Origin of the sequence: Stenotrophomonas sp. 2619 (genome assembly GCF_040548725.1) — a bacterium.
Taxonomy (GTDB): domain Bacteria; phylum Pseudomonadota; class Gammaproteobacteria; order Xanthomonadales; family Xanthomonadaceae; genus Stenotrophomonas; species Stenotrophomonas maltophilia_AP.
This window is the reverse complement of the sequence record NZ_JBEPSF010000002.1, coordinates 142,471-159,573: the sequence shown is the minus strand read 5'-3', so window position 1 is coordinate 159,573 and position 17,103 is coordinate 142,471. Positions and strand designations below refer to the sequence as shown.

Genomic DNA, 17,103 nt, shown 5'->3' with positions numbered 1-17,103 from the left:
CCTGTGGGCTCAGGCGCTGCGGGCGCGCCAGGCTGAGGCGATTTCGCGCTGGATCGCCTCGGCGGCGGCACGCGGGTCGCCGGCCAGGCGGATCGGACGGCCCACCACGATGGCATCGGCGCCGTCGGCGAACGCCTGGGCCACGCCCACGGTGCGCTTCTGGTCGTCGCCCACCGGGCCGCCGGGGCGGATGCCCGGGCACACGATGGAGAAGCCGGCCCCGGTGGCGGCGCGGATCGGCCCGGCTTCCTGGCCGGAGGCGATTACGCCGTCGATGCCGGCGGCCTGGGCGGCCAGCGCGCGCTCGACCACCACGTCCACCGGTTCGCGGTCGATGCCCATGCCGCGCAGGTCTTCATGACCCATCGAGGTGAGCACGGTGACCGCGAGCAGGCGCATGTCGCTGCCATTGGCGGCCGCACAGGCTTCCATCATGGCCGGGTGCCAGCCGTGGATGGTGGCGTAGCTCACCGGCCACTGCGACAGGCGTTTGATCACCGCGGCGGCGGTGGCCGGAATGTCGAAGAACTTCAGGTCGACGAACACGCGCTTGTCGCGCGCGGCCAGCGCATCGAGCACCTCGAAGTAGTCGCCGGAGGCGAGCAGTTCCATGCCGATCTTGTAGAACGACACGCTGTCGCCCAGCCGGTCCACCCACGCCAGTGCTTCGTCGCGGCCCGGCACATCGAGCGCGAAGATCAGGCGCTCGTCGTCGCGCAGCGGCAGCGGGGCGCGGCTCACGGCGCGTAGTCCAGCGCGGCGCGCTTGGCGTCGTGGCGGGCCTGGCGCGATTGGCTGTAATCGTTGTTGAACTGCGCCGGCTCGAAGCCGCCGTAGGTCGGGTTGGGCAGCATCCACCAGCGCTCGCCGAACCAGTCGTGGTACTGCTGCAGCAGTGCGTCGCGACCGTCGTTGGTGTTGGCGGTAACTTCCACGAAGTCGCCCAGCTGGTCGCCGAACTGCATCAGCACGCGGTACTTCTGGCCAGCCAGGCGACGGCGGCAGTTCTTCTCGCTGCCGGCCTGCTCGCAGCCTTCCACCACGGTGCCCAGGCCCAGGAACACGCTGTCGTCGGCCACCGGCAGGCCTTCGGCGCGCAGGTTGGCCAAGGTGGCCTCCTTGAGGTGCACGGCGCGGTTGGAGATGTACAGCAGGGTCACGCCCTTGGCATTGGCGGCCTTGGCGAAATCGACCACGCCGGGAATCGCCTTGGCCTTCTTTTCGGCCACCCACTGGTCCCAGGTCATCTCGTCGTATTCCTTGCCGTCGCGCACCAGGCGCGCCTGGTAGGGCGAGTTGTCCAGCACGGTTTCATCCACGTCCAGCACCACGGCCGGCTTCAGGCCCTTGGCGGCGTTGCCGCGTTCCTCGGACACCAGGGCGTCCCAGTTGGGTTCCTTCAGCGCCTTGTCCAGGTGGTCGGCAGCGGCGCGGTAGGTCTGCTCGGTGATGGCCCGGTATTCCTGCGCGCGCTGCATCCACAGCACCGCGTTGAGATTGTCGTTGGCGGCCACGGCGGCATCGCCGGTGGCGGCCGGGGCGCTCGCGGCGGCAGCGGCGGCCGGCGGGGCGGCATCGGCCGGGGTTTCGGTGCGCTTGCAGGCACTCAGTGCCAGCACGGCACAGGCAAGCACGGACAGGGAAACAGCACTACGACGCATGGCATTCACCGGCAACAGATTCGCGCCAGTTTACCGGCTTGTCCGGCGGCATTCATGCGGCAGGCAGGGCTCGGCTATGCTGCACGCCCCTGAAACACCCCGGAGCGCGCCATGACCGACGACACCCAGACCCCCGCCCTGCCCGTGCTGAGCGCGGCCCAGGCCCGCGCGCTGGGCTGCCTGATCGAGAAGGAGGCGACCACCCCGGACGCCTACCCGCTGACCGTCAACGCCGCCCAGGTGGCCGCCAACCAGAAGACCGCGCGCGAGCCGGTGATGGCGCTGTCGGCCGGCGATGTGCACCACGCGCTGCGCCAGCTGGAAAGCATGGGCCTGGCCCGCCAGCAGTTCTCCTCGCGGGCCGAACGCTACGAGCACCGCGCCGGCAGCGCGCTGGACCTGACCCGGCAACAGCTGGCCATCGTGGGCCTGTTGCTGCTGCGCGGCCCGCAGACGGTGAACGAGCTGCTGACCCGCAGCGAGCGCCTGTTCCAGTTCCAGGACGCCGAGGAAGTGCGCCACCACATCGAGCGCATGATCCAGCGCGGGCTGGCGGTGCAGCTGCCGCGCGCCAGTGGCCAGCGCGAGGACCGCTACATGCACCTGCTGGGCGGCCCGGTGGACGTGCAGGCGTTGGCGGAGAGCTACAAGGGGTCTTCGTCGAGCGGTGGCGGTGGTGGCGGCAGCCCGGCGCTGGAAGCGCGCGTGCAGCAGCTGGAGGCCACCGTGGCCGAATTGCAGGAACAGTTGGCGACGTTGCGCGCGCAGTTGGGGGGCTGACGGGCAGCCGACCAACGGTCGGCTCTACCGGCGGCGTGTGCGTGGATCGAGCGCTGCGCCCGGTCGCCGGTGTCAGGGCGCCGGGGCGCCCGGGGTGGCGAACAGCAGCACTACGTCCCCACCATGCGGTGGGGGCAGCAGCAGGTCGCCGCGGTCTTCCATGCCCAGCTTGCGCAGCAGCGCGGCCGAACGCAGGTTGTCCGGCGAGACGATGCCGTACAGGTCGGTGTACCCCAGCACGTCGCGCGCGTAGTGCATCACCCCGCGCGCGGCCTCGAACGCGTACCCGTTGCCCTCGTACTGGGCCAGCAACGCGTAGCCGATGTCCGGCGCCGGCAATCCATCGCGGCGCACCAGCCCGGCGTTGCCCAGCCACGCCCCGTCGCTGCGGCGGATGATCGCGTACATGCCAAAGCCATTGAGGGTGTAACTGCCCAGCACGCGCTCGGCGGTGTAGTCGCGCGCCTGCGCCAGGGTGCGCACGCCACGGTCGGCGATGTTGCGGATGAAGCCCGGCTCGTTGAGCAGGGCCAGCATGTCGGCGGCATCGTGATCGGGGTCGATCAGGCGCAGGTGCAGGCGGTCGGTCTGGATCACGGCGGACATGCGGGTACCGGTGGAAGGCGATACGCCGATTGTGCAATGCGCGTCCCGAACGCGGTAGAGCCGACCAACGGTCGGCTCTACCGGGGTGGGTCAGTCGAACAGTGCCTGGATCGCGGCCAGGCCGGCGTTGGCGCGTTCTTTCTTGCGCGCGGCGTCGGCGACCGGATCGGCGCCGTCGCGCTGCATTTCCTCGGCCGGGATCTCATCGAAGAACCGGCTGGGCTTGAGCCGCACGTGCTCGCCGAACTTGCGGGTGAGCTTGCTGTAGCTCATCCACAGCTGCACCTTGGCGCGGGTGATGCCCACGTACAGCAGGCGCCGCTCTTCCTGCAGGTTGCCTTCGTCCAGGCTGACCTGGTGCGGCAGCACGCCGTCCTCGCAGCCGATGATGAACACGTACGGGAATTCCAGGCCCTTGGAGGCGTGCATGGTCATCATCCGCACCTGGTTGCCGCCGTCGTCCTTGTCGTTGCGCGACAACAGCGCCAGCTGCGCGGCCAGGTCGGCAGTGGAGGCCCCGCGCGGGCCGCCTTCGAACCACTGCGCCAGCTCTTCCAGGTTGCCCAGGCGGCGCTGGTAGACCGATTCTTCCTTGCACGCGCTGCGCAGTTCGGACACCAGCCCGGATTCCTTCACCAGCTTGCGCACCAGGTCGCCGGAGCTGAGCTTGGGCATCTCCGCACGCAGGTCGCGCAGGATGTCGGTGAAGCGGCTCAGGCCGTTGGCCGCGCGCGGTGGCAGCTGCGACAACGCGCCAATGGCCTCGGCCGCGTGCGCCATCGGCAGCTCTTTCTCCGAGGCAAGTTCAGCCAGCTTGGCCAGCGTCCCGGCGCCCACTTCGCGCTTGGGCGACTGCACCGCACGCATGAACGCCGTATCGTCGTCGGGGTTCACCAGCAGGCGCAGCCACGACAGCGTGTCCTTGACCTCCTGGCGCTCCAGGAACGCGGTACCGCCGGTGATGTGGTACGGCGCGCGCACCAGCTGCAGCGCTTTTTCCAGCGGCCGCGACTGGAAATTGCCGCGGAACAGGATGCAGAAATCGCTCCACGGAATTTTCTTCGAGGTCGCCAGGAAGGAGATCTCGGCGGCCACTTTTTCCGCTTCATGCTCGCTGTTTCGGCACTCCCACACGCGGATGCGCTCGCCGTCGGCCTGGTCGCTCCACAGCTTCTTCAGGTGTTCGTGCGGGTTGTTGGCGATCAGCGCATTGGCCGCGCGCAGCACGCGGTTGGAGCAGCGGTAGTTCTGCTCCAGCTTGATGATTTCCAGCGCCGGGTAGTCGCGCGCCATCTGCTGCAGGTTTTCCGGGTTGGCGCCGCGCCAGGCGTAGATCGACTGGTCATCGTCGCCCACGCAGGTGAAGTTGCCCTTGCTGCCGGCCAGCTGCTTGAGCAGCCGGTACTGCGCATCGTTGGTGTCCTGGCATTCGTCCACCAGCAGGTAGCCGATGCGCTCGCGCCAGGCCACGGCAATCTCGGGGTTTTCTTCCAGCACCTGCACCGGCAGCCGGATCAGGTCGTCGAAGTCGACCGCGTTGAACGCGGTCAGGCGCAGCTGGTAGCGCTCATAGACGCTGGCTGCTTCCTTCTCGCGGGTGCTGCGTGCCGCCGCCATCGCCTGTTCGGGCGAGAGGCCGGCGTTCTTGGCGCGCGAGATCAGGTTCTTCACGTCCTCGATGTCGTCGGGCTTGGCGCCGTACATCAGGTCCTTGACCTGCGAGGTGGCATCGTCCGCATCGAAGATCGAGAAGCCGCGCTTGAGCCCCACCGCCGCGTGTTCGATCTGCAGGAATTTCAGCCCCAGCGCGTGGAAGGTGCAGATGGTGACGTCCTCGGCATCCCCGCCGTGCAGGCGCTTGGCCACGCGCTCGCGCATTTCCTTGGCCGACTTGTTGGTGAAGGTGATCGCCGCGATGCGCCGCGCGGGGTAGCGCTTGGTCGCGATCAGCTGGGCGATCTTCTCCACGATCACGCGCGTCTTGCCGCTGCCGGCGCCCGCGAGCACCAGTAGAGGACCTTCGCAGTGCAGCACTGCGGCGCTTTGGGGGGGATTGAGACCGTGCATGCCATCTCCGGGGGAGGTGCATTGTACCGGGCCGCCCGGCCGGGTCGGAGGGCCAGGCGACGGCGGACAACAGCGTCGCCTGGCCCGGCGGGCGGCGACGCGGGCCGGCCGGGCGTCTAGAATTGGCCGATGGCCAAGCTCTATTTCTATTATTCGGCGATGAACGCCGGCAAGACCACCACGCTGCTGCAGTCGGCGCACAACTACCGGGAACGGGGCATGCGCGTGGCCATCCTGACCCCTCGCCTGGACGACCGCGCCGGGCGCGGCGTGGTCGCCTCGCGGATCGGCCTGAAGGCCGACGGCGTGGCCTTCGACCGCGATACCGACCTGCAGCGGCTGATTGCGCAGGATCTGGAGGCCCACGGCACGCTCGGCTGTGTGCTGGTGGACGAGGCGCAGTTCCTGAGCCGCAGCCAGGTCTGGCAGCTCAGCGAGGTGGTGGACCAGCTGCGCATTCCGGTGCTCTGCTACGGGCTGCGCACCGATTTCCGCGGCGAGCTGTTTGAAGGCAGCCAGTACCTGCTGGCCTGGGCCGACGAGATGCAGGAGATCAAGACGATCTGCCACAGCGGCAAGAAGGCCACCATGACCGTGCGCGTGGACGAGCACGGCCACGCGGTGCAGGACGGCCCGCAGGTGGAAATCGGCGGCAACGAGCGCTACGTGTCGGTGAGCCGGGCCGAGTTCAAGAAGATCACGCGGGGCGAAGGGAAAATCGAGCCTGCCCAGGCGGTTTGAACCCGCATTCGCGTGTTCACCCCACGATGTGCGACGCAAACCGGGGCCCCGCCTCACCATCATCCTTATCCCCGCGCCTGTCGGCGCGCCCCCTTGAACAACAAGGGGGCTTGTCCCGCCCGTAGGACGTCAGCCCGGGTAATGCGGGTAGGCGGCTGCCAGCCCCTCAGTACAGCGTGCGCTCCGGCGCGCCCTTCGGCGGCGGGCTGTACTGGTACAGCCAGGTTTCGGTCAGCGTCTTGCCGCCACTGCGCAGGTACAGGCGGATGTCGATCTGGTCGGTGGAATCGTCCGGCGGGACCAGGTCGAACATGGCGCGGTAGCCCTTGATCTCGCGCAGCGGGCGCGCCGAGACGATCTCCACGCGGCCGCGGCTGGCCTGGACCACCGCTTCCACCTCGCCCTTGTCGATCAGCGCGGCCAGCTCGCCGCCTTCGAAATCCACCGCGAAGCGCCACGAGAAATACGCCCGCTTCTTGCCGATCACCCCGCCCAACCCGGTGCGGCTGTCCACGCAATGCGCCAGCGGCGTGCGGGCCGGCGGCTGCGCGCCCCAGTACAGGCGGTAGCCCAGCAGCAGTTCCTGGCCCGGCTGTGGCTTGGCCTCCGGGTTCCAGAACGCCACGATGTTGTCGAAGGTTTCATCCACGGTGGGGATCTCGACCAGCTGCACCGAGCCCTTGCCCCACTGCCCCTTCGGTTCCACCCACAGGCACGGGCGCTTCTCGTAGAACACCCCGTCGTCCTGGTAATGGTCGAAGTTGCGGTCACGCTGCAGCAGGCCGAAGCCGCGCGGGTTGTTGTCCACGAACATGTTGAAGCGCAGGTTGTGCGGGTTGCACAGCGGGCGCCAGATCCACTCGCCGCTGCCGGTCCACATCGACAGGCCATCGGTGTCGTGGATTTCCGGGCGCCAGTCCCAGGCCATGCGGCGGTCGTTTTCGCCCACCTGGTACATGCTGGTGCACGGGGCGATGCCCAGCCGTTCGATGGCCTTGCGCGGGTACAGGGCGCAGTCGATGTCCATCAGCAGGGTGTCGCCGTTGGTGATAGCAAACCGGTATGCGCCGGCCACGCTGGGCGAATCCAGCAGCGCATACACCACCAGGGTGTTGGAATCGGCGGCCGGCTGTTCCAGGTAGTAGGCGATGAAGTCCGGGAACTCCTCGGGCTTGCCCATGCCGGTGTCGATGGCCAGGCCACGCGCCGACTGGCCGTACTGGCCTTCCTTGCCCACGGCGCGGAAGTAGCTGGCGCCCAGGAACGCGGCGAAATCGCGGTTGGTGTCCTGGCGGGTATTGAGCCGGAAGCCGGCAAAGCCCAGGTCGGCCGGCAGGTGGCTGCCCTTCAACCCGCTCTTGCCGTAATCGAACGCGGCCGGGTCGTAGGCCAGTTCCTGCGCCTTGCCATCCACCACGTCGTACATGCGCACCGGGGAATGGAAATACAGGCCCAGGTGGAAGAACTTGGCCTGGTACTTGCCGGGCTTGTCGGCCCACAGCGCATGGTCCTGGCGGTAGCTGATGGACTGGTACTGGTCCCAGTCCAGCGCTTCCAGCGGCCCGGGCAACGTGCGCTTGTGGGTCTGGTAGGCGGCCTGCGACAGCGCGCGCGCCTGGCCCTTGAGGGTGGCGAAATCGAACGGCTGCGGCTGGCCGAGCCGGCGCAGGCCCACCTGGCTGCCCTGCGCGGCGCAGGCCGGCAGCGCCGGGAAGCCGATCGCGGCCAAGGCCAGGGAGGCATTGCGGATGAAGTCGCGACGTTGCATGCAGGCAGCACTGGCAGGAAAGGGCCGGCCATCATAGGCAGGCGAACGTTAATTCGCCGAGGTGGCGCGTGCGGGGCGTTCAGCCAGCCGGTCAGCGGGTGGTGGCCAGCGTGGCGGTGGCGCAGGTCTGCAGCGCCTGGTCGATGTCGCGCAGCGCGGCGCCGCCCTGCGGCCACTGCAACCGCGCCTCGGCCTGCAGCCGCAGCAGCGCCTCGCGGCTGCGCAGCGGCGCCTGCGCGCAGTGCAGCGCGGCCAGGCTGGTGCGCGCCTGCCAGCGCACGGCGGTGCTGGCGGGGTCCGGCGCCCGGCTGTCGGCCACCGCCAACAGCGCGCGCTCGGCCTCCACGTCCTGTCCCATGCGGGCCAGGTTGCGACCCCAGGCCAGCTGCAGGGCCTGGTGCCCGGCCATCGCCTCGGCGCCGCCCTGCCGGTGGCGCAGCATCAACTGCGCCAGTTGGTCGCCGGCCTGGCGGGGGTCGCCGTAGGCACTGGTGATCTCGGCCATCCGGAGGTCGGCCAGCTGCACCGACGGATCCTGGTCGCCGCGTTGCGCGGCCTGCCATTGGCGGCCTTCATGCAGGGCGGCCAACGCGGCCTGCCAGCGCCCGGCCTGCGCCAGGGCGGTGCCGTAGTCGTACAGGCCCTGCGGCAACACTCCCACGCAGTCCGGTTGCCGCCAGATCGCCACGGCACGTTCGAAATCGACCACCGCGTCACTACTGTCGCCGCGCTCCAAGGCCAGCAGGCCCAGCGCGTGCCAGCTCAGGCCGGTGTCGCGGTGCTGCTCGCCCAGCGCCAGCCGGGTCAGGCGGTGGACCTGCTGCAGGGTCGCGTCCGCCTGGCGCAGGTCACCGCGCTGCAGGGCCAGCACGCCGCGCAGGCGCCGGATCGACAGAGTCTCCGGATGGTCGGGGCCGTACAGGCTGACCGCATCGGCCCAGGCGATGTGCAGGGTCTGCTCGGCGGTATCCAGGTCGCCCTGCGCGGCGAGGGTTTCGCCGAGGTGGCGGCGCAGGACGATCAGCTGCGGTTGGCGCTCACCGGCGCGCATCTGCAGCAGCTGCAGCGCCTGCTGGTAACCGGCCAGGGCCGCCTGCGGGCGGCCGTCGTCACTGTCCAGCGCAGCCAGGTCGGACAGGCTCTCGGCGGTGCCGGCGGTGTCGTGCAGCACGTCGCGGCGCAGCGCCAGCGCCAGCGCGAAGGCCGCGCGCGCTTCATCGCGGAAGCCCAACAGCTGCTGGCAGCGGCCGAGCTGAGCGTGGTACTCGGCCACCAGGCCGGGCAGCGCGCTGCGCTGTTGCGCGGCCAGCGACTGCATCGGGGTCATGTGTGCCACGCACTCGCGCGAGCGACCCAGCATGCGCAGCGCGCGTCCGCGCTGGGTCACCGCTTCCAGCTGCAACGGTGGCGGCACGTTGCCTGCCTGTTCCAGCAGGGCGCGCTGGCGGTCCAGCGTCTGCAGCGCAAGCTGATAGTCCCCCATGCCGATCCGCAGGCGTCCGATCACCCCCTGCAGATCGGCCAGCGACAACGGTTGATCGGCCAGTTCGGCCTCGCCGCGCTGCTGCCCGGTGGCCAGCAGCTGGCGCACGTCGAAGCTGCCATGGCGCACGCTGGCGGCGCGGTCGAACAGGCCCACGGTGAATTCCTGCATGGCCTGGGCACGGGCGATTTCGCGGCGTGCCTGCTGCATCTGCCACAACGCCACCACGGCCAGGCCGGCCAGCGCCACGGCCCCCAGCGAGCCCACCGCCACGCCCCAGCGGTGGCGGCCGATGTACTTGCGCAGGCGGTACAGCGTGCGCTGCGGCCGCGCGTGGATGGGGCGGCCTTCCAGGAAGCGGCGCAGGTCCTGCGCCAGCGCTTCGGCCGAGGCGTAGCGCTGTGCCGGTTCCTTCTGCAGGGCCTTGAGCAGGATCGTGTCCAGGTCGCCGCGCAGGCGCCGGGCCAGCCGCCGGTCGGCCAGCGTGGCCGGGCTCCCGGCACTGCCGCGCAGCACCACCGCCGAGGCGCGCGGCGCGGTCACCTCCAGGATCGCGCGTTCCCATTCGGCGTCGCTGTGCCGGCGCAACCGGTAGGGCTTGCGCCCGGTGATCACTTCAAACAGCACCACGCCCAGCGAGTACACATCGGTGAGCGTGGTGACCGGTTCGCCCCGCACCTGTTCGGGGGCGGCGTAGTGGAGGGTGAACGCGCGCGCCTCGGTGGCCGGGTGCGGCGCGTTGTCGCGCGCCTCCCGGTCGTCGAGCAGCTTGGCGATGCCGAAGTCGAGCAGCTTCACCTCGCCATGGGCGGTGACCAGGATGTTGGAGGGCTTCAGGTCGCGGTGCACGATCAGGTTGGCGTGCGCGTGGGTGACCACCGCGCACACCTGCAACATCAGCTGCAGGCGGCGTTCCAGCGGTAGCTGCAACTGCTGGCAGTAGTCGGTGATCGGCTGGCCTTCCACGTACGCCAGCGCCAGGTAGGGCTGGCCCTGCAGGTCCACGCCGGCATCGAGCAGTTCGGCCAGGTTGGGATGCTGCAGCCGCGCCAGGATCTCGCGCTCACGGCTGAAGCGCTGGCGCAGGCCGGGGTCGGCATAGCCGCTGCGCAGCAGCTTGAGCGCCACCTGGCGCTGGTACAGGCCATCGGCACGTTCGGCCAGCCAGACCTCGCCCATGCCGCCCTCGCCCAGCGCGCGCAGCAGCCGGTAGGGGCCGATCAGGGTGCCGGCACGGCTGTCCGACGGGGCGGCGGTCCACAACGGCTGGGCCATGAACTCGTGGCTGGCGCGCTCGTGTTCCAGCAGGCGCTCCAGGTCGTCGGCCAGCGTCGGATCGGCCAGGCGCAGCTGCGCCAGCCGCTGCGCACGCGGCCCGTCGGCCAATTCCAGCAGTTGGTCCAGCAGCGAAGACACCTGCCGCCAGCGCGACGCTTCCATCGATCTGCTCCCCGAACGATGTACCACCGCCCGCGCCGCCACGCGGGACCGTCATTGCCCGCCGTGTCAGTCGTCGCGCACCGAGGCCAGCAGGAACATGCGCGCCTTCTGCCAGTCGCGGCGGATGCTGCGTTCCGAGCGCTGGCACAGGTCGGCGATCTCCTGTTCGGACAGCCCGGCGAAATAGCGCAGCTCCACCACCTTGGCCAGGTGGCTGTCCACGGCCTGCAGCCGGGCCAGCGCTACATCCAGCGCCAGCAGGTCTTCATCCAGGCGCACGCCGCTGCTGCTGTTCTCGGGCAGGTCGACCCGCTTGAGGTCGCCGCCACGCTTGCGGGCCAGCCGGTTGCGCGCGTAATCCACGACCACGCTGCGCATGGCCGAGGCGGCATAGGCGAAGAAATGCGCGCGGTCTTCGAAACGGGCCGCACCGCGTGCGCCGAGCAATTTCAGGTAGGACTCGTGGACCAGTGAGGTGGCATCGAGCGTGCGCCCCTGCTGGCCGGCCAACTGGCGCCGGGCCATGCTGTGCAGCTCCTGGTAGAGCAGGGTCAGCACCCGGTCCAGGGCGGCGCGGTCGCCCGCGCGGGCTGAGTCCAGCCATACGGTGATATCCGGTGCCTCGTCCATCGCACACCCCCGCCGGTGACGTTGGGCGGACTATACCGCCGCCAGGGCGACGGGCGTGCGAGGGTTCAGCGCTGGCAGTGGCCGCACCAGACGCTGGCGCGCTGGCCGATGGTGGCGTGCCGCAGCGGCCGCCCGCACTGCCGGCAGGGCTGGCCTTCACGGCCGTAGACCAGCAGTTCCTGCTCGAAATAGCCCGGGGCGCCGTCGGGGTTGATGAAATCACGCAGGGTGGTGCCGCCGCGGGTGATGGCGTGCCCCAGGATCTGCTTCACCGCCGTGGCCAGCCGCTGGTAGCGCCCGCGCGAGATCTTCCCGGCCTCGCGCAGCGGGTTGATGCCGGCCATGAACAGGCTTTCGGCGGCATAGATGTTGCCCACGCCGACCACGATGCCCTGGTCCATCAGGAAGGTCTTCACCGACGCGCTGCGGCCCCGGCTGCGCTGGAACAGGTAGTCGCCATCGAAGGCATCGTCGAGTGGCTCCGGGCCCAGCCCGGCCAGCAGCGCATGGGTTTCCCCGGCCGGCTGCCACAGCAGGCTGCCGAACCGGCGCGGGTCGTTGAAGCGCAGCAGCCGGCCGTTGTCCAGGCTGATGTCCACGTGGTCGTGCGCGCGCACGGGGGTATCACCGGGTAGCACGCGCAGGCTGCCGGACATGCCCAGGTGCAGCACCGCGCTGCCGATGGCGGTATCCAGCAGCAGGTACTTCGCGCGGCGGCGCACGCCGTCGATGGCCTGCCCGGGCAGCAGCGCGCTGATCTCCTCGGGAATCGGCCAGCGCAGGTCGGGCCGGCGCAGGATCACGCCATGCACGCGGCGACCTTCCAGGTGCGGGGCCAGGCCGCGGCGGGTGGTTTCTACTTCGGGCAGTTCAGGCATGGTGCAATTCTACCGGCGTCCCACGGTGGTAGAGCGGGGCTCTGCCCCGCTACCTGTCCGTCTCCCCGCGGCATGTCCGAACGTCAGGCTCACCGCGGCGGCGCGGCCAGTTCCTTCGCGCTCAGGTAGCCATCGCCATTGGCGTCCTGCTTGTGGAAGCGCTGCACCAGGGTCTGCCGCTGCTGTTCGCGGGTGATCGGGGCGCCCTTGCCGCCGGGCAGTTCATCGGCGCTGAGCACGCCGTCGCCGTTGCGGTCCATGCGCTCGAAGGCATACAGCATCCACTGCACGTATTCCTCGACGCTGACCCGGCCATCGCCGTCGGTATCCATGCGCTGCAGGTAGCTGCCGGTGTCGGCCACCTGCGCCTGCGCCATGCCCGCGGCCATCAGCAGGGCCACGCAGGAAAAACGCCGCACAAGGCGGCGTTTTTCACGGTTGTTCACGCCGGGGCGCACCGGTCAGTGCGCCGTCAGCGCGTAGCCCTTCAGGCGGGCGGCGTAGGCCTGCAGCGCAGCGATGCCGCTGGCTTCGGCCTCGTGGCACCACGCCTGCAGCAGCTTCAGGCGCTCGGCGGCGTCGTTGCCCCGCGCTTCCAGCAGGGCTGCCAGACGCGCGCGGTGTTCGACCAGCACGCGGATGCGCGGGCGCTGTTCCACCCAGGTGCTGAGCTGGGCGCGGCAGTCCGGCTTGAGCCAGCGGCCATCGTTGACCAGCCCGCGACGCATGCGGCGCGGCAGCAGCTTGCGCAGCTTGGCACCGGCCATGGCCGCCTCTTCGCGCAGGGCCGGCACGAACACGTTGCGCTGGTAGTCGGTCATGGCCTGGAAGCGGTGCGACAGCAGCGCCTTGAGGGTTTCCGCATCCGGCACGGCGATGTTCGGGCGCACGTCCATGGACGGCGCCACGCGCAGCACCTTGGCCAGGCGCAGGGCCTGCAGGCCCCGGATGGCGGCCCAGCCGATGTCGAATTCCCAGCGGCGCATCGAGAAGCGGGCCGAGCTGGGGAAGGCGTGGTGGTTGTTGTGCAGCTCTTCACCGCCGATCCAGAACGCCCAGGGGGTCAGGTTGGTGGAGGTGTCGGCCGATTCAAAGTTGCGATAGCCCCACCAGTGGCCCAGGCCGTTGACCACGCCGGCCGCCCAGAACGGGATCCACGCCATCTGGATCGCCCACAGGGCAACGCCCGGCAGGCCGAACAGCAGGCTGTTGATGGCCAGCAGCGCGACCGGGCCGAGGTTGGCATGCGGGGTATAGAGCTTGCGCTCGATCCAGTCGTCCGGCGCGCCACGCCCGTACTGCTCGATGTCCGCACGCATCGCGCGGGCTTCGCGGTACAGCTCCACGCCCCGCCAGAACACCATGCCGATGCCCTTGGTGACCGGGCTGTGCGGGTCTTCGTCGGTTTCCACCTTGGCGTGGTGCTTGCGGTGGATGGCCACCCACTCCTTGGTGATCATGGAGGTGGTGAGCCAGGTCCAGAAGCGGAAGAAGTGCGCGATGACCGGGTGGAAATCCACGCCACGGTGCGCCTGGCTGCGATGCAGGTACAGGGTGACGGCGAAGATGGTCAGCTGGGTGAACACCAGCAGCACCAGCGCCATGCCCCACCAGCCGAGGCCGACGACACCGCCGGTCAGGAAGTTGAGGAGCGTATCGAGCATCGCAGGACTCCAGGCCGCGGGCGGCCAGCAAGGGAACAGGTACACCTTCGGACATGATGGGGCCTGCAGTTGCAAACTTCATCCGTCTGGTGCGATTTTTGCGCAGTCATTCAGTTGTTTTCCTCCTTCGTTAGCATGCCCCGCATTCATGACAGTCGCAGCCTCCCCGGCGCCCCTGGCCGCCAACATCCCCCTGATCGAGCTGGACCGCGCCTGTGTGATCCGCGGCCAGGTCCGGGTTCTGCACGATCTCAGCCTGCGCATCGCCCAGGGCCAGCACACCGCGCTGCTGGGCCCCAACGGCTGCGGCAAGTCGTCCTTCATCAAGCTGATCACCCGCGAGCTGTACCCGCTGGCGCATGCCGACGGCAGCGTGGCGGTACGGGTGCTGGGGCAGAACCGCTGGCAGGTGGACCGGCTGCGCTCGCAGCTGGGCATCGTCACCGGCGATCTGAGCAGCAACCTGGCCGACATGCCCGGGCTGACCGTGGAGGAAGCGGTGCTGTCGGGCTTCTTCGCCAGCTTCGTGGTTCCAGCCTTCCGCGAAGTCACCGATGACATGCGCCAGCGCGTGCGTGAAACCCTGGCCCTGACCGGCGCGCTGCCGCTGCTGCCGCGGGGCTATGCCGAGCTGTCGGCCGGTGAAACCCGGCGCGTGCTGATCGCCCGGGCGCTGGTCAACCGTCCGCAGGCGCTGCTGCTGGACGAGCCGTCCACCGGGCTGGACCTGATCGCACGCGAGCACCTGATCGCCACCATGCGCCGGCTGGCCGCCGAGGGCATCACCCTGGTGCTGGTGACCCATCACATCGAGGAGGTCATCCCGGAGATCGCGCGGGTGGTGCTGCTGCGCGGCGGCCGGATCGTCGCCGATGGACGCCGCGACGACCTGCTGCGCGACGGCCCGCTGTCGGAGGTGTTCGGTGGCCCGATCCAGGTGGTGGAGCATGAGGGTCGGCTGAGCGCGTTTGCCGGATAGGTGACGCAGCCACCCATGGGGTGGCTCTACCTTGACGACAGCATGCACGGTTGCAGGCAGGTGCGCCCGATGAAAGGCAGCCACCCGTGGGGTGGCTCTACCGGCGGGCGACGGAGGGTGTCGCCCCCGTCGCCCGCGGCGCCTAGAACTTCAACGCCACCGCGCGTGACTCGATCGGGGCCATCCGGCCCTGGTCCTGCAATTGCAGGTCGCGCAGTTCGAATGGCGCCGCATACCCGCGCGGCAGCGCCACGCTGGCGAAGGGCAGCGCGATGGCGCCATCGCCGGCATGGTCGAACCACGCCGCGCTGTGCGCCTGCGCCACCGGCCGCAGCTGGCCGTCCGGGCCGGTGGCGTACAGCGTGCCGCGCGCCTCGTAGCGACCGGGCGCGCCCACCTGCAGCGGCAACATCACCGTGCGGCGGGCGAGGTCCACCTCGGCCTGGCCGGTGAAGCGGGCAGTGGGCTGGGCCACCGCGAAGGCGACCTTGCCATCGCGCTGTACGCCGTTGGCGCTGACGAAGGCCTGCAGTTCCCACAGCCCCTGCACCGGGCCGAGGTCGTGCGGGATCGTCACGCGCGCGCGCAGACCGTCCTTGCCAGCCACCAGCGGCACCGGCCAGCTGCGCCCGTCCGGGGCCACCAGCAACGCCTCGCCACCGGCCGCCAGGGTACGCCCGCCCGTGGTTGCACCGCCCAGCGTGGCCGTGCCGCGGTCATCCACCAGGCGCGCGCTCAGCTCCACGCTGCCCCCGGCCAGTACCTGCTGTCGGCTGGCCTGCAACTTCAGCGCCACCGTGCTGTTCGGTTCAAGCACCTGCACCACGTAACGGCCCTGCGCCTGGGTGCTCTGCAGGCGATAGGTACCCACCGCGGCGCTGCGCCCGGTGCGCACCATCGCGCTGCCCTGCCCCACCGACATGCCGGCCGCACGCAGCTGCTGGTCATCCACGACCTTGTCCACCGCCAGCGTGCCGGCTGGGTCGCGCACCTGCCACTGCTGTGGGGACAGCGCGCGGGCGCCGGGTGCCGGGCTGACCTGGATCACCGCGTCCGGTGCGGTCAACGGCAGGTCCAGGCCGCGTTGCAGGGAGGCCGCGTCCACCAGTTCCCAGTAGCTGCGGCTGGTGGCCACGAAGGGCGCCGGCGCGGACAACGTAGCGCTGGGATCCAGTGCCCAGGCAAAGCTCACCGGGGCCCGCTCGATGCCATCGGCTTGCAGCGGCGCGCTCTCCACGCGCGGCGCCAGCTGGTCGCTGCTGCGAGCCAGCAACGGCTGTGCGGCGTGCAACGGCAGTGCCACCAGGGCAGCGGCCACGGCGACCGCGATCGTCAGTCTTGAAGTCATGGCGTGCTCCTCACAGGGTCAGGTCGTTGCGCAGGATCGTGCCCAGGCCGAAGCACTCGCGGCGGCTCTGGTTGTGGCTCAGCGGCTCGGCGCCCTGGGTGCGCGCCTTGTCGGTGAACCACAGGGTGCCGGCGGCCTTCTGGCTGCTGCACTCCAGGAACCCGTCCGAGCAGCTGTTCAACCAGTTCTGGGTGAACTCCAGGCCCACGTTCTGTGCGTAGCCCCCGCAGTAGCTGTTGCTGTCCCACACGGCCGACTCCACGTCCGACCCGACCATCGCGCGGAACGGCCTGGGCAGGGCCGGGCGCCCGGCGGTGCCGTACAGGTTCTGCGCGTTGTAGGTGGCCATGTGGCCCACCTGCTGCTGGCGCACGGCATCGCTCTTGTAACCCAGCAGCCAACCCACCGACGTTTCAAACGTGTTGCCGTTGAGCGCGGCATCGGCCAGCGGCGTACCGGCCGACGATGGCGCCAGTGCGGTGACCTTGCTGATGGTCTGGATGATCTTCGGGTAGCGGCTGTCGTAGGTGGGGTTGGACAGGATCCAGCGCACCACGTTGCCGCCGTTGGAATGGGTGATCACCACCAGCTTGGTGATGCCCTTGCTGTTGATGAAGGTGGTCAGCTGCCCGGCGAGGCAGCCGGCCGCCTCGGGCTTCCACATGTATTGTTCGAAATCGCAGTTGATGACCGTGTAGTTGCTGTTGTTGGGCAGCCCCTGGCGCACGGTGTCGATGATGCCCGGCTGCCAGTAATCCGTACGCGCATCGGTCTGCTTGCCGGTGCCGTGCACGAACGCCACGCCCACCACATCGGCCGCGTGCGTGGTGCCGCACGCCAGCATCAAGCCCAGGGCGAGTCCACCGCCCGTCCATCCCGCGTTGCTTCGCATCCGTTTGCTCCCTTGCAGGTGATCCCCCTGATGACCGGCGCTACCGCGTTGCCATGCAGTGCATCTATCCATAGAGATATGACCAGTGATGGCGCCTGCGCCGAAGCTATGTCGCGGGCCGGCCGAATTCCGTGAACCAGTAGCGGGTTTCCATCATCCATCTGCC

15 protein-coding genes are annotated in these 17,103 nt (G+C 69.6%); 3 read left to right on the top strand and 12 right to left on the bottom strand.

Features of this window, described 5'->3' with window-relative positions; all coding sequences use genetic code 11:
* Positions 1–9: 9 nt before the first annotated feature.
* Both pyrF and ABIA71_RS03360 read right to left on the bottom strand, forming a co-directional pair.
* Positions 10–741, bottom strand: coding sequence for an orotidine-5'-phosphate decarboxylase (gene pyrF / locus ABIA71_RS03365; protein ID WP_354283128.1), 732 nt, complete (start codon positions 739–741; stop codon positions 10–12).
* Positions 738–1,661 carry a 5'-nucleotidase, lipoprotein e(P4) family gene (locus tag ABIA71_RS03360; RefSeq protein ID WP_354283126.1) on the bottom strand — a complete coding sequence of 308 codons (924 nt, stop codon included), beginning with the start codon at positions 1,659–1,661 and terminating at the stop codon, positions 738–740. The genes pyrF and ABIA71_RS03360 overlap by 4 nt, the downstream gene beginning before the upstream one ends.
* A gap of 111 nt (positions 1,662–1,772) precedes the next feature.
* On the opposite strand from ABIA71_RS03360, the gene ABIA71_RS03355 reads away from it, so the two are divergent.
* On the top strand, positions 1,773–2,441 hold the full coding sequence (locus ABIA71_RS03355) for a YceH family protein (RefSeq protein ID WP_354283124.1): 669 nt from the start codon (positions 1,773–1,775) through the stop codon (positions 2,439–2,441).
* Positions 2,442–2,513: 72 nt separating this feature from the next.
* Here ABIA71_RS03355 and ABIA71_RS03350 read toward each other — a convergent pair whose 3' ends face one another.
* The gene (locus tag ABIA71_RS03350; RefSeq protein WP_128097629.1) at positions 2,514–3,047 is read right to left on the bottom strand and encodes a GNAT family N-acetyltransferase; all 534 of its coding nucleotides are present in this window, start codon (positions 3,045–3,047) and stop codon (positions 2,514–2,516) included.
* 90 nt (positions 3,048–3,137) lie between these two features.
* On the bottom strand, positions 3,138–5,114 hold the full coding sequence (locus tag ABIA71_RS03345; protein ID WP_354283122.1) for a UvrD-helicase domain-containing protein: 1,977 nt from the start codon (positions 5,112–5,114) through the stop codon (positions 3,138–3,140).
* A gap of 129 nt (positions 5,115–5,243) precedes the next feature.
* Here ABIA71_RS03345 and ABIA71_RS03340 point away from each other — a divergent pair, with 129 nt between their 5' ends.
* Entirely contained in the window at positions 5,244–5,855 is a 612-nt protein-coding gene (locus tag ABIA71_RS03340) for a thymidine kinase (protein WP_354283120.1), read from the top strand.
* A gap of 166 nt (positions 5,856–6,021) precedes the next feature.
* On the opposite strand, the gene ABIA71_RS03335 is transcribed toward ABIA71_RS03340, so the two are convergent.
* From ABIA71_RS03335 to ABIA71_RS03310, 6 genes are all read right to left on the bottom strand, one after another.
* A complete protein-coding gene (locus ABIA71_RS03335; protein WP_128096474.1) occupies positions 6,022–7,623 on the bottom strand; it encodes an OpgD/OpgG family glucan biosynthesis protein in 1,602 nt (533 codons plus the stop codon).
* 91 nt (positions 7,624–7,714) lie between these two features.
* Positions 7,715–10,546 carry a protein kinase domain-containing protein gene (locus tag ABIA71_RS03330; protein WP_354283118.1) on the bottom strand — a complete coding sequence of 944 codons (2,832 nt, stop codon included), beginning with the start codon at positions 10,544–10,546 and terminating at the stop codon, positions 7,715–7,717.
* A gap of 66 nt (positions 10,547–10,612) precedes the next feature.
* Positions 10,613–11,176, bottom strand: a complete 564-nt coding sequence (locus ABIA71_RS03325) for an ECF-type sigma factor (RefSeq protein ID WP_354283116.1) — start codon at positions 11,174–11,176, stop codon at positions 10,613–10,615.
* Between the two features lie 65 nt (positions 11,177–11,241).
* Positions 11,242–12,054 (bottom strand): bifunctional DNA-formamidopyrimidine glycosylase/DNA-(apurinic or apyrimidinic site) lyase, encoded by an 813-nt coding sequence (gene mutM / locus ABIA71_RS03320; protein ID WP_354283114.1) that lies wholly within the window; start codon positions 12,052–12,054, stop codon positions 11,242–11,244.
* Positions 12,055–12,143: 89 nt separating this feature from the next.
* A complete protein-coding gene (locus tag ABIA71_RS03315) occupies positions 12,144–12,443 on the bottom strand; it encodes an EF-hand domain-containing protein (RefSeq protein ID WP_128096477.1) in 300 nt (99 codons plus the stop codon).
* A 72-nt stretch (positions 12,444–12,515) separates the two neighbouring features.
* A complete protein-coding gene (locus ABIA71_RS03310; RefSeq protein WP_038691435.1) occupies positions 12,516–13,718 on the bottom strand; it encodes a DesA family fatty acid desaturase in 1,203 nt (400 codons plus the stop codon).
* 148 nt (positions 13,719–13,866) lie between these two features.
* Here ABIA71_RS03310 and ABIA71_RS03305 point away from each other — a divergent pair, with 148 nt between their 5' ends.
* A complete protein-coding gene (locus ABIA71_RS03305) occupies positions 13,867–14,697 on the top strand; it encodes an ABC transporter ATP-binding protein (protein ID WP_354283111.1) in 831 nt (276 codons plus the stop codon).
* A 142-nt stretch (positions 14,698–14,839) separates the two neighbouring features.
* On the opposite strand, the gene ABIA71_RS03300 is transcribed toward ABIA71_RS03305, so the two are convergent.
* Positions 14,840–16,045 (bottom strand): DUF4785 domain-containing protein, encoded by a 1,206-nt coding sequence (locus ABIA71_RS03300; RefSeq protein ID WP_354283109.1) that lies wholly within the window; start codon positions 16,043–16,045, stop codon positions 14,840–14,842.
* A 10-nt stretch (positions 16,046–16,055) separates the two neighbouring features.
* A complete protein-coding gene (locus ABIA71_RS03295; protein ID WP_354283107.1) occupies positions 16,056–16,937 on the bottom strand; it encodes a lipase family protein in 882 nt (293 codons plus the stop codon).
* Between the last annotated feature and the right edge of the window lie 166 nt (positions 16,938–17,103).

What these genes read in the sequence shown, in the direction of transcription:
- ABIA71_RS03360 (WP_354283126.1), bottom strand. Translation starts at nt 1,661, where the DNA reads ATGCGTCGTAGTGCTGTTTCCCTGTCCGTGCTTGCCTGTGCCGTGCTG.
- ABIA71_RS03355 (WP_354283124.1), top strand. Translation starts at nt 1,773, where the DNA reads ATGACCGACGACACCCAGACCCCCGCCCTGCCCGTGCTGAGCGCGGCC.
- ABIA71_RS03350 (WP_128097629.1), bottom strand. Translation starts at nt 3,047, where the DNA reads ATGTCCGCCGTGATCCAGACCGACCGCCTGCACCTGCGCCTGATCGAC.
- ABIA71_RS03345 (WP_354283122.1), bottom strand. Translation starts at nt 5,114, where the DNA reads ATGCACGGTCTCAATCCCCCCCAAAGCGCCGCAGTGCTGCACTGCGAA.
- ABIA71_RS03340 (WP_354283120.1), top strand. Translation starts at nt 5,244, where the DNA reads ATGGCCAAGCTCTATTTCTATTATTCGGCGATGAACGCCGGCAAGACC.
- ABIA71_RS03335 (WP_128096474.1), bottom strand. Translation starts at nt 7,623, where the DNA reads ATGCAACGTCGCGACTTCATCCGCAATGCCTCCCTGGCCTTGGCCGCG.
- ABIA71_RS03330 (WP_354283118.1), bottom strand. Translation starts at nt 10,546, where the DNA reads ATGGAAGCGTCGCGCTGGCGGCAGGTGTCTTCGCTGCTGGACCAACTG.
- ABIA71_RS03325 (WP_354283116.1), bottom strand. Translation starts at nt 11,176, where the DNA reads ATGGACGAGGCACCGGATATCACCGTATGGCTGGACTCAGCCCGCGCG.
- mutM (WP_354283114.1), bottom strand. Translation starts at nt 12,054, where the DNA reads ATGCCTGAACTGCCCGAAGTAGAAACCACCCGCCGCGGCCTGGCCCCG.
- ABIA71_RS03315 (WP_128096477.1), bottom strand. Translation starts at nt 12,443, where the DNA reads ATGGCCGCGGGCATGGCGCAGGCGCAGGTGGCCGACACCGGCAGCTAC.
- ABIA71_RS03310 (WP_038691435.1), bottom strand. Translation starts at nt 13,718, where the DNA reads ATGCTCGATACGCTCCTCAACTTCCTGACCGGCGGTGTCGTCGGCCTC.
- ABIA71_RS03305 (WP_354283111.1), top strand. Translation starts at nt 13,867, where the DNA reads ATGACAGTCGCAGCCTCCCCGGCGCCCCTGGCCGCCAACATCCCCCTG.
- ABIA71_RS03300 (WP_354283109.1), bottom strand. Translation starts at nt 16,045, where the DNA reads ATGACTTCAAGACTGACGATCGCGGTCGCCGTGGCCGCTGCCCTGGTG.
- ABIA71_RS03295 (WP_354283107.1), bottom strand. Translation starts at nt 16,937, where the DNA reads ATGCGAAGCAACGCGGGATGGACGGGCGGTGGACTCGCCCTGGGCTTG.